The 10,485-nt window shown below is 42.8% G+C and carries 11 protein-coding genes and 1 pseudogene; 4 read left to right on the forward strand and 8 right to left on the reverse strand.

The annotated features are described in order from the left end of the window. Window positions 1-157: 157 nt before the first annotated feature. Window positions 158-580: a MarR family winged helix-turn-helix transcriptional regulator gene (locus tag A5875_RS19255; RefSeq protein ID WP_088935190.1), complete on the reverse strand. Its 423-nt coding sequence runs from the start codon at window positions 578-580 to the stop codon at window positions 158-160. Window positions 581-706: 126 nt separating this feature from the next. On the opposite strand from A5875_RS19255, the gene A5875_RS19260 reads away from it, so the two are divergent. Continuing rightward, window positions 707-1,006 carry a DUF2316 family protein gene (locus A5875_RS19260; protein WP_088935191.1) on the forward strand — a complete coding sequence of 100 codons (300 nt, stop codon included), beginning with the start codon at window positions 707-709 and terminating at the stop codon, window positions 1,004-1,006. A gap of 231 nt (window positions 1,007-1,237) precedes the next feature. Here A5875_RS19260 and A5875_RS19265 read toward each other — a convergent pair whose 3' ends face one another. The 3 genes and pseudogenes from A5875_RS19265 to A5875_RS24350 form a co-directional block, all read right to left on the reverse strand. Beyond that, on the reverse strand, window positions 1,238-2,413 hold the full coding sequence (locus tag A5875_RS19265; protein ID WP_088935192.1) for a hypothetical protein: 1,176 nt from the start codon (window positions 2,411-2,413) through the stop codon (window positions 1,238-1,240). 217 nt (window positions 2,414-2,630) lie between these two features. Beyond that, window positions 2,631-3,203: a helix-turn-helix domain-containing protein gene (locus A5875_RS19270; protein ID WP_088935855.1), complete on the reverse strand. Its 573-nt coding sequence runs from the start codon at window positions 3,201-3,203 to the stop codon at window positions 2,631-2,633. A 142-nt stretch (window positions 3,204-3,345) separates the two neighbouring features. Further along, a pseudogene (locus A5875_RS24350) lies at window positions 3,346-3,708 on the reverse strand (CPBP family intramembrane glutamic endopeptidase). 129 nt (window positions 3,709-3,837) lie between these two features. Between A5875_RS24350 and A5875_RS24035 the strand changes: the two are divergent. Then, complete coding sequence (locus A5875_RS24035; protein ID WP_207114088.1) at window positions 3,838-4,002, forward strand: hypothetical protein; 165 nt, start codon at window positions 3,838-3,840, stop codon at window positions 4,000-4,002. A 7-nt stretch (window positions 4,003-4,009) separates the two neighbouring features. On the opposite strand, the gene A5875_RS19280 is transcribed toward A5875_RS24035, so the two are convergent. Beyond that, on the reverse strand, window positions 4,010-4,621 hold the full coding sequence (locus A5875_RS19280) for a TetR/AcrR family transcriptional regulator (protein WP_088935193.1): 612 nt from the start codon (window positions 4,619-4,621) through the stop codon (window positions 4,010-4,012). A gap of 167 nt (window positions 4,622-4,788) precedes the next feature. Between A5875_RS19280 and A5875_RS19285 the strand changes: the two genes are divergently transcribed. Further along, on the forward strand, window positions 4,789-5,490 hold the full coding sequence (locus A5875_RS19285) for an ABC transporter ATP-binding protein (RefSeq protein ID WP_088935194.1): 702 nt from the start codon (window positions 4,789-4,791) through the stop codon (window positions 5,488-5,490). Next, entirely contained in the window at window positions 5,490-7,739 is a 2,250-nt protein-coding gene (locus A5875_RS19290) for an ABC transporter permease (RefSeq protein ID WP_088935195.1), read from the forward strand. The genes A5875_RS19285 and A5875_RS19290 overlap by 1 nt, the downstream gene beginning before the upstream one ends. Window positions 7,740-7,906: 167 nt before the next feature. Here A5875_RS19290 and A5875_RS19295 read toward each other — a convergent pair whose 3' ends face one another. The 3 genes from A5875_RS19295 to yjeM form a co-directional block, all read right to left on the reverse strand. Continuing rightward, window positions 7,907-8,248 carry a type II toxin-antitoxin system PemK/MazF family toxin gene (locus A5875_RS19295; protein WP_088935196.1) on the reverse strand — a complete coding sequence of 114 codons (342 nt, stop codon included), beginning with the start codon at window positions 8,246-8,248 and terminating at the stop codon, window positions 7,907-7,909. Continuing rightward, window positions 8,248-8,496: an AbrB/MazE/SpoVT family DNA-binding domain-containing protein gene (locus A5875_RS19300; RefSeq protein ID WP_242550540.1), complete on the reverse strand. Its 249-nt coding sequence runs from the start codon at window positions 8,494-8,496 to the stop codon at window positions 8,248-8,250. Before A5875_RS19300 ends, A5875_RS19295 begins: the two co-directional genes overlap by 1 nt. Before the next feature lie 88 nt (window positions 8,497-8,584). Beyond that, window positions 8,585-10,072 (reverse strand): glutamate/gamma-aminobutyrate family transporter YjeM, encoded by a 1,488-nt coding sequence (gene yjeM / locus A5875_RS19305; protein WP_088935197.1) that lies wholly within the window; start codon window positions 10,070-10,072, stop codon window positions 8,585-8,587. Between the last annotated feature and the right edge of the window lie 413 nt (window positions 10,073-10,485).

Below are 10,485 nucleotides of genomic sequence, written 5' to 3' on the forward strand. Positions count from 1 at the left end.
ACACCCTTTTATAGGAAAGAAATATTCATTCTTCATTCAAAACAGATTTGTGAAAAACATAACTTGCAGTTTTTTTTGGCTGTGGCTCTCATTCTTCTTTGTAACGAATGCGATTCTACTTACGCAAAAAATGATAAAAAAAGACGCAGCCTTTTCGCTACGTCAATTGCTCTTCTGCTCTTTTTAAAAACTGCGTGAATTGCTGCTGTTCTTCTGGTGAGAATGCTGATTCGATGTGTTTTCCCAGCTCTTGGAAGATCGCCTGGACTTTTTTAACCATCTCCTCGCCTTCTGTCGTCAGATAAATATTTTTTTGCCGTTCATTGTTTTTCGGGATTTCGCGGTAGATCAATTCCCGCTCCTCCAAAACCTTCAAAATATTAGTGACTGTCGCTTGCTGCTTGCCTAAATAATTTGCCAAGTCCCGCTGCATCGTCCCTGAATGCTCCGCGATGAAGCTCAGACTGCGGGATTGCAACCCATTTAAATGCAAAGTTTTCAACTGTTCTATCACAAAATTTTGCTGCAAAACACTGATCGCATAAATTTTTTCAGCTAAATCATCACGTTGCGAAATCATACGCTCCCTCATTTCTTTAACAACAGTTTAAATCACAACTATTTATTTGACAAGTATTTTAAAAGGGCGTATGCTGTGGATAGTTTTAATTACAACTGTTTATTTTAAAAGAAAGAAGCGAGTACAATGTCATTAACCCCTCAACAAGTCACCAACACAAAAAGAGAGCTCCAAGAAAATTTTAAGCGCACAGGTTTAAGCCTTGAACAAGTCGCACAAGATTTGCACACAACAACTGATGTGATCGAGGCTACCTTGAATCTATCGGTCCACTATATTGAAGATCCGTGGGTTTTGAAGAACTATTTAGAAGATCAGCTGGATGACCATGGAATAACCCCTTATCCTTTCACCGCATTGGTAGGCGATTATCATCGCCAGTGGTTCTTAAACAGTCACCGGATCGATCAAAAGGAAATTGGTTAACAAACAAGGTTTAAAATTCAACATCGAAAAGCTAAAACAGCGCAAAACAAACCACCGGCTTGAACAGAATCAAGTCGGTGGTTCTATTTATTTATCCTTTTCACTCCTGGCCACTCCGAAAAAAGCGACGGATATCTGCTTTCCTCGACTATTCCCGAATCAACGGAAAGTTCAGTTTGACTCCACCACAAATAATCCTCACATCAGGTTACAAAAGGTTTAAGCCTATTTTTATCGTTTTTTCCTTTTTCGATTCTTGCCGTTTTTTCCCTTATGCTTATTTTTCTTGCTGGTTTTGCCTGCGGTTCCCTCTTGACGGCTTCCCCTGCTGTTGATCAGACTCTGAGCAGCCAGTTGGCTTCCGCTGAGGGGGCGATTTTTACGGGTTCGTTCTTTAACGGGCTCTGGTTTAGGCGGCTCAGCGACATCGACTGCAGGCTGTTCTTCGGATTTCTGAACATGGGACTGCTGCACAAAGTCGGAAATAGTCGGCGGTACAAAGGCTGGTTCCTGTTCTTCTGACGGCTCAGCCGGACGCTCAACAAATACAACCGCCATCTCCTCCAGCCTTTTTCCTTCCGGTAAATGAGCTTGCACTAAGGCCCATGCTTCGGCATCGCTCAAGGTTCGCGGATCAAAGCCGTGAGGCACCATGATTGTAAGTTCTTCTTCGGCTTCTTCTGTCGGTTCCTCGGAAATTTGGGCGGATTCCGGCTGTTTTTGTTGCAGCGCTGCTTTAGGCTCGATTATTTCTTCTAGTTCTTCCTTCGGTGCTTCATGATGCATGACCTTGGCATTTTTAAAATAATCAAACTTGACGTATTGCGCGAATTTCCAGCTATCCCCCTGTTCAAAAAGCGGAAGGGTCGTCAACAGTTCCAACAGCTTATAGGTTTGCTCTCCTACCTCTTCTGTGGTCACCGCAGGATTGATATCTCTTAATGTCCAGGTATGTCTTTTCCCGTTGGTTGCCTTAAAAACAGCCACCAGATAGTAATTATATTTAGAGATTTCAGTCGGTGCTTGGATAACGGAATGAAGATGTTTGCTAGTTAAACGAGCTTCCTCGGAAAATTTAAGATAGGCCTTTTTATTACTGAAAAGTCGATGAACGACGGTGTCAAACTCGCCGCTTTTGAAGTAAGGTTTGAAATAAGGGAGATTTTCCCGCAGCACATCGCTTGGTTCCGCTGTCAGAAACAGCTCACGGACCAAATCCTTTAAGAAATCGGAATAATCGCTTAAAACCAGTGCATTTTTAATCATGATCGCCACCGCATACTGGATGACCATAGACACATTTTTAGTATGTTCAAAATAGCTGATAATTTTCTGCTCCAGTGTACTGCGTTTGGTAACGAACAGCTGCATTTGACTTAATGGTTTGGTTTGTACGTTCTTTTTCATGATAAATCGCTCCCTCACACTTCTCTGTATACGTTTTCATTTTTCCTCAAAAACATCATACCGCAACCTGGCTCAAAAAAAACAAAAAAACGTAAAAAAAATAACCCAGATTTATTATTAATAATAAAGAAATGTGCACCCAAAAGTGAAAATTTGACAGCAAAAAAGCGGCTAAAAGATTGATATCACAACCTTTTTAGCCGCTTTTTTTAAATTCTTAAAACATCCCGCTAACCCACAGACTCAATAACACAATCGCCAATGCGACCGCAGCGAAAACGACCACGATCATTGTTTTCGACAGCAGATCTTTTCCAGCGCTTCGTTCTGCTCGTGCCTGTTCTACATCCTCGCCTTCCATATAGGCAACGATCTCCTTGTAGGTTTTGACGTTCTTTTCCTTTTTGATTTTCTCAATCTTTATTGCCGCCCACATCCCGATCGCCCAAAGAATAAGCGGGATCAACAGACCGACATCGCCGAAAATCTTCCAAACTGGACCGAAAGAAATCGCTGCTGCCAAAATCGTGCCGCCCATAATGTAGCTGTACTTATTCATCTCATCTTTTTTAATCACTTTTTTCATCGTTTCCACGTCTCCTTTGACAAGTTCGTCTAAAGTCACGTTAAAAAGAACACTCAGCAATAACAGATTATGGATGTCCGGATAGCTCCGTTCATTCTCCCAATTCGAAATCGTCTGTCGAGAAACATAGATTTTTTCTGATAATTCCTCTTGGGAAAAACCCGCCTCTTCGCGTAATCGTTTGATCTGTTTGCTTAAATTCATTTCATCCGCTCCTTCATCCTCACCATAAGACAGCCCGCTGATTCTCACCAGCAAAACTCTTTGTCATCGTTCATTTTTACCTTGTCAAAAGTCTTTATCAAACCCAAAAAACTTGATCTATCAATGTTTTATAATTTATCACTCAACGACCAAAAATATTCATCGCACCATGCAGCAGCATCGTCGAATAGCAATTTTTCGTTCGCAAGCGCAGCAAGCCCAAGACTAAACCGTAGCATAAGCCGATAATTACCGTCCAAATCAGTGCTTCTGGCAAGCCCTCTCCGACGCGGAAGGCCAATGAATCAAAATAGCCCAAATGCCAGATGCAAAATAGAACTGACGATCATAAATAAACTGGTACTGATCATTTAAAAATAACACTTAGTTGATTCCAGACATACCTTCTGAAAATCAGTTCCTCAAAAATCGGCGTCACGATACTACTATAGATTAAGAGCAGGATCGCTTCAATTCCACCTGAATAGTATGCCGGCGTTGTCACTAATAAAAGACCGACGATGCCTGTCGCAAAAAGTAGCGCCTACTAAACCTTGGCGGGAAATTGGTCAATGCAATCTTCTGCCGTTTGCAGATTACTACAATAAGAGCCGTCAACAGCAGGAAGCTGAACATGGAAGCAAGATGGTCTGAAAAATTCGTCCGCTTAATGAATAAGAAAAATAGCTGCTTTAATCCCAGCCGTAAAAACTGGAGTATTACCAGCAGTCCTATGATTTTCAACATCGCCTTTTCCTTCATTCGGCTCTCCTTCTTGACCGTTCAGCCGTCTAACTAAAAAGTATTTATCTCCGTTCAATCGACTCAAAAATCTCGATCGGCGGTGTCGTCATACATTTTGAGATGACCCGGGCAATTTCCTCCGGTGATTCCTTGTCGCCGCTTCGAATCCAGCGCTTAACGATCGCAATCGCGCCATGATAAATAAACTCCTGCTGCAATTTTTCCGATTCGCTAAACTCTCGCGGATTCAGGCGGATCTTTTCTTGGACCGCAGAGATATACGCTCGCTCAAGTTTTTCGATAAATTGCGGACGGCCGTATTCTCCCAACAGTGTTTGCGCCGTTTCTTTTCGCTCATATAAGTAATTCATAACCACCAAACAGGCTTCCTTGAAAAGTTTCTCTACTTGATCGCGGCCGAATAACTCGATTTTCTCCGTCACCGCCCAGCCGACATGGTCAGTCAGGACCTGCTTGAAAGTAGAATATATCTCCTCCTCCACCTCTTCTAGGACCGCGTATTTATCTGGAAAGTGGTGATAAAACGTGCCGCGATTGATTTCTGCCCGTTTTGACAAATTCGCTACGGTGATTTTGTCAAAGCCCATTTCATTCATCATCGCAAAAAAGGTCTGGATGATATGTATCTTTGTTCGATCTGTTTTATTCGACATCTTTTCCTCCAACAATTTGACCTGATCTGTTGAATTTTTGAACAATCTCTTGCGAACTGTTTAACTTTTGAACACTCGTTGAAAGATTGTTCGTTGTCCAACCTGTGATTTCAGCTTAGACTATAAAACATAAAAAATCAACACAGTGTTCAATCAGGAGGGATACCATGGCTTACATTCAAGCAAAGAAGTTAAAAAAGAGTTACCGAACAGCAACAACAGAGATTCCGGCCTTAACAGATATTTCGTTTTGCCTCGATAAGGGTGAATTCACAGTGATTCTAGGTCCCAGCGGGTCTGGAAAAACAACGCTGCTGAACCTTTTAGGCGGCATGGATCAGCCGACTGGCGGCGAACTGTTTGTTCAAGAAGAGCCGATCCATCGCTATCAGGAAAAGGAATTGACCGATTATCGCCGCAAAAATGTCGGCTTCATCTTCCAATTTTATAATTTGATTCCGACTTTGACGGCTTTAGAAAATGTGGCGATTGCGCAAAAAATCGCCGAGAATCCCTTTCAAGCCGCGGACATTCTTGAAAAAGTTCAGCTCTCTCATCGACTAACCAATTTCCCGCAGGAGCTTTCCGGCGGTGAACAGCAGCGGGTCTCCATCGCTCGTGCTGTCTGCAAAAATCCGCAGCTGATTTTGTGTGATGAGCCGACCGGAGCCTTAGACAGCGAAACTGGAAAGCAGGTTCTCCACCTACTAAAAGAAATGGCGGTAATTCACGGACATACGATCATCGTCGTGACTCACAATGCCTCGATCGCGCAAATCGCTGATCGTGTGCTGCATTTAAAGGACGGTGCAATTGTTGAAAACATTCGGCAAAATCAGCCGCTGCAGATCGATGAGGTGAAGTGGTAATGGTACGTAAAACCTTTCGCGATCTCCGCAAAAACTGGATCAGTTTCCTCTCGGTCTTTCTCATGAGCTTCATTTGCCTCTTCATTTTTACGGGTATTTTCCATCTGAGCCAGCAAATGGATGCGACTGGCAAGGAATTTGTAAAGGATAGTCGTTTGGCCGATAATGTCTTATCTGTCGCAAGGTTCAACGCCGAAAAGGAGCAGGAAATGAACAAGCTGGAAAACGTCAAGCAGGTCGACCGACGATCGATTGGACGTTATCAGACCGACAAATTCTCATTGACAGTCCTCACCTTCAATCACTCAGCCATCAGCAGACCACAGGTAATTCGAGGAGCAAAGCTTACGGATCGAGCCGGAATTTGGCTGGATGAGGATTTCTTTCAGGCACGTCACTATCACCTTGGTGAAACTTTTTTGATCGAGAATACATCCTATGAAATTTTAGGAACGGTGCGCCAGCCAGAATTCATCTACCATACTGCCAGCGAAGATCAACCACTGCCGAACCACAAAAAAAGCGGCTATGCTTACCTTTCCCAGCAGTCCTTTGAGCATTTGCGGCTCTATCCTGTTCATCAGCTCTTGGTGAAAACCAAGAAAAACAGCAATACTCCTTGGCTGGAAAAAGAGTTAGCGGATATTTGGACAGCAGACTATCTGGAATTGAACCAGCCACAGGATACTTCGGGACTTTCGATCTTCTTTGATCGCGTCACGCAAATCCAGCGTCTGGCTTTTCTCTTTTCAAGTTTGTTCCTGCTGCTGACATTGATCACGATGGAAGCCACGATGCGGCGCTTCGTCAAACAGCAGCAGCTACAAATCGCCGTTTTGAAAGCACAAGGCTTCAGCCACCGCACGGTCCTGCTCCATTATTTATCCTTTGGCATGATCGTGACCCTTTTTGGCGCGAGTCTCGGCTGCCTTCTCGGACCCAAACTGCTTTCTCCCGCTTTACTAACAGCCATCGGCAATCAATTTTCGGTCCCGGCTTGGCTGGAGGTCCGCACTTCCCTTGGGTACCTTATGGTCGCAGTAGTCACTTTGTTGAACATGCTGATCACCTTGCTTCCGGTACTGCCGCTTATTGGACAGCTGCCGGCAAAAATCATGCAAAAGCAGTCAAATCAACGGTTCAAACGAGTCTGGCTGGAGCATACAAAGCTCTGGGCTCACCTGCCTTTTGCCCTGCAATGGACACTGCGGGACATCCAAAGAAATCGGCGGCGGGCGGTGCTGGGGATTTTCGGTGCGCTGGGCTGCATGCTGCTGTTGATCGCGGCTCTGGGGATCAAGGATTCCATCAATTTTTCCTTAGACTCAATCTTTAATGATACCTACCGCTACGAAGAAAAAGTCACGTTTAAAAAGCCCTTGAATGCTCAGGAAAGAACCGCGACAGCAGAAACGATCACGGATTATCAATGGCTGGAGCAGCAAAATATCAAGCTGCTGAAGGATTCCGAAGAACAAGCGACCAAAGCCACCATCGTGTCAGATGGCAATGAGCTGGCGATTCCTGCACTTGATTTGCAGGACTTAGCCGCCAATCAAGTCGGCCTCTCGGATGCACTTGCAAAAAAGCTCAAGGTAAAACCAAAGGATACGGTGTATATCAAGCTGCAACAGCAGATTTTTCCAGTCTATATCAAAACAATCGTTCCTATTTCTTCACCGCAGGGCCTCTTCTTTTCACAGGCAGTCTGGGAGAACCTCCAGCAAACCTTTGAGCCGCAAAGCCTCCTGCTGCCTAAGAAGGATCAGCTGCCGGAGATGCCTTTGATCGCCAGCAGAAACGACAAGCAGCAGCAATTCGAAGACTCTCAAAAGCTGCTTGAGGGAATCCTCATGATTGTCACGCTATTGATTCTCGCGGCATTGGCTTTAGGGATCACCATTATGCTGAACTGTCATTTACTGATCTTTTCCGAGCGGTTCATCGAATTCGCCACGCTGAAGGTCTTGGGCTTCACGAAGCGGGAAGTCCTCTCTCTATCCTTTTTAGAAACTTCATTATTAACGGTGATTGGTTGGCTGTTAGGATTGCCCGCGGGCTGGCTGTTTCTCAAAGCCTATGTGGCGATGGTTTCTACCGATCAGCAGCAGTATTTGCCGCATATCACCTTTCAAAGCTTGACACTTGCCAGTCTCGTTTTATTTGGCTGTATGCTGCTGGTTCAGGCCTATCTTAATCTCCGCATCAGTCGAATAGATTTCGCTACCGCCTTGAAGCCTGTGGAATAGCGCAAAAAAATCTCCCAGCGAATATTCGCCGGGAGATTTCGGTCTTTAAATAAACATTTTTAAATAATAAAGTCGAACTTGTTTTATCGTCTTTATCAGCAGTCTCTTTTGCAGTTAAACTTTCTATTCGTCACTATACAATCATCAGCTATTGCATGTGAGCCTTTTTAGTTTTCAATTGATACAAAAGCTTCGATTCTTTCTAAAATTTCTGAAAAACAGCCAACTTCATACATATCTCTTTTTTCTATGTTTCGTTTACTGAAATCTAATGAACGCATCTGATGTACGGATATTTGTCCACTTACTTTCGAATTCATTGTCTTTAAATCAACATACAGCGGCGCTTTTCTTTTTGTTGAAGAAATTGGACAGACATAACAAAATCCGGTCCATCGATTAAACTCATAGTTAGTTACAACGACAGCCGGTCTTCTCTTCTTAATCTCAGACCCCAATGAAGGATCAAAATTAATAAATACAACATCTCTTTGACGAGGTATATACATTAATCAATTACCTCCGAAGGTAAAGAATTGAATTCATCCCATTCAGTCTCTTCTTTTGTCATCTCGTTTCTGACATTACCCCAAAATTCGTCACTATAGTAGATATCATTGATTTTAGGAGTTAACACATAGGTTTTATTGAAGGATCGCAAAGTAAATTTATCGCCTTCATTCATCTGGGCTTTTTTTGGGAAAATAATACCGACAGAATTACCAATTTTTTTAACTTCAACATCCATTTTTTTCATACAATCGCCTCCCGTTACAACAAGTATAACCTTTTTAAATGCAAAAAAATCTCCCAGCGATTATTCGCCGGGAGATTTTTATTTTATATTATTCAGCTTTCGAACGGCGTACATAGTTTTGGTAAAGTGCAATACCAACTACTGTAAAGCCAACTGGCCCTGCGATCATCCAAAGAGTATCGCGTGCGCCGGCACCTTCGATGATTGGTTGGAAGATCGTGAAGACATTCGCGCCCAATACTAATAAGAAGACTACCACACTGATTGCCATGGTCATGCTTTGAGATTTGTACACTTCGAATGGACGTTCCAAGCCTTCTTTTTTCTTGAATTTAGGGAATGCATAAATCAAGAACAAGTAAGGTAGAGTCATAGAAACGTTCGCCATCAAGGTCAAAATGTTATAAAACGCTGATGGATCTGGTGTAGCAAATGAGGCAATCAAGATGATTGCAACAACGAGCGCACATTGTGCCCACATTGCATAGCTTGGCATACCGTTTTCGTTTAATTCAGTAAATTTCTTAGGCCATAATTTCTTCGGTGTACCCATGATCAACGTCTTCAATGGAGAATACGTCAAAGTAAAGAAAGCACCACTATACGCTAAGAACATCCCTAGACCAGTATAACGAGCAAACCAGTTACCCATACTGATAGCAGCTGCTTGACTAAGGCCGATGCCTTTACCAAATTCAACCCCTAAGTTGTTCATCATTACGTAAGAAATATTACCCAAGTTTGTTGAATTGCCTGATAAAACATCTTGCCAGTTCGTGCTTACGCCCCATAGGAAGATTCCTAATGCGTAACCAATCGAAATGATCAAGGCAGAAAGAACGACCGCTTTAGGGAATGTTTTTTCTGGATTACGGGTTTTATCAACCATCCCACCAACAGCTTCTAAACCGCCGTAAGCGAAGATCGCGAATACCGCAAAACCTAACAAGCCGATCGGACTTTGGTAACTAGGATTTGGAGAATGTAAAATGTGGTCGAATGGTTGAGCTAAATGTCCGCCATTAACAACCAAAATAATACCAGAAATCACGATTAAAACAACGTTTAAACTAGTTACCGCCAAACCGCCAAGACTGGTGATCTTGACAATTCCTTTAACCCCTTTGATCGAGACTAAAGTAACGATGATCATCCACACGCAGGCTAAGATCCCAACTAATTGAGTCGAGTTCAAACCAAACATGCTTAATTTTTGCGTTTGGTCACTTCCGGCAAAGGCCGTTGTAAAGGGAATCCAAACTTTTGATGATGTAGATACCATCCAGACAACGTAAGATGCAAACCACATGAATGTTCCGATAAACGCGAAACGTGGACCTACGCTGACTTCCAACCATTTATACATCCCGCTGTTTTCGCCTTTGATCGTTGAACCGAATTCAGCCATCATTAGGGCAAAAGGAATGAAAAATAGAATCGCAGCAATGACATAAAAGACGATTGAGCCGTACCCCATCAAGTAGAATGCTACTGGACCGTTAGCAAACCCAAAAACTGAGGTAAAGATCATCATGACCAGAGCGCCAAGCGTCATGCCTTTTTCTGCTTTGGACATTGAAACCACTCCTATTCAATTTTGTCTCAGGTACTCCTTCTTCTACCGTATTCATCCCATCAATTAGTTATTAATTGAGCAAGAATCTTTTAGTAACGAGCAGACCCTAAATGTAACTCTACAATGAAAAAACACGAAGCGCAAGAAAGTGCATTGTCGAAATTTTCAGACAATTGCTTTCATAAAAAGAACAATTTAATAAAAAGAAACCTTCACGGGAAATGATAAAATAACTATAATCCAAGACTTCGTGAAATCCGAATCGAACTTGTTTTTTTATCTTTTCTGCGACCCGCGAAAAAAGCGTGTTATATCATGACTTATTTTGACTACGCAAAAAAACGAAAACGCTATCCTTTTATCCAACAACTTTATTTAAAATTAAAAAAGTACAGCGAATTTACTAATAAAAG

Origin of the sequence: Enterococcus sp. 3H8_DIV0648 (assembly GCF_002140655.1) — a bacterium.
In the GTDB taxonomy this organism is placed as follows: domain Bacteria; phylum Bacillota; class Bacilli; order Lactobacillales; family Enterococcaceae; genus Enterococcus_A; species Enterococcus_A hulanensis.

Coding starts and splice junctions, on each gene's coding strand:
- A5875_RS19265 (WP_088935192.1), bottom strand. CDS start 2,413: ATGAAAAAGAACGTACAAACCAAACCATTAAGTCAAATGCAGCTGTTC.
- A5875_RS24035 (WP_207114088.1), top strand. CDS start 3,838: ATGGAAGCAAGATGGTCTGAAAAATTCGTCCGCTTAATGAATAAGAAA.
- A5875_RS19295 (WP_088935196.1), bottom strand. CDS start 8,248: ATGTATATACCTCGTCAAAGAGATGTTGTATTTATTAATTTTGATCCT.
- A5875_RS19270 (WP_088935855.1), bottom strand. CDS start 3,203: ATGAATTTAAGCAAACAGATCAAACGATTACGCGAAGAGGCGGGTTTT.
- A5875_RS19280 (WP_088935193.1), bottom strand. CDS start 4,621: ATGTCGAATAAAACAGATCGAACAAAGATACATATCATCCAGACCTTT.
- A5875_RS19300 (WP_242550540.1), bottom strand. CDS start 8,496: ATGAAAAAAATGGATGTTGAAGTTAAAAAAATTGGTAATTCTGTCGGT.
- A5875_RS19255 (WP_088935190.1), bottom strand. CDS start 580: ATGATTTCGCAACGTGATGATTTAGCTGAAAAAATTTATGCGATCAGT.
- A5875_RS19260 (WP_088935191.1), top strand. CDS start 707: ATGTCATTAACCCCTCAACAAGTCACCAACACAAAAAGAGAGCTCCAA.
- A5875_RS19290 (WP_088935195.1), top strand. CDS start 5,490: ATGGTACGTAAAACCTTTCGCGATCTCCGCAAAAACTGGATCAGTTTC.
- A5875_RS19285 (WP_088935194.1), top strand. CDS start 4,789: ATGGCTTACATTCAAGCAAAGAAGTTAAAAAAGAGTTACCGAACAGCA.
- yjeM (WP_088935197.1), bottom strand. CDS start 10,072: ATGTCCAAAGCAGAAAAAGGCATGACGCTTGGCGCTCTGGTCATGATG.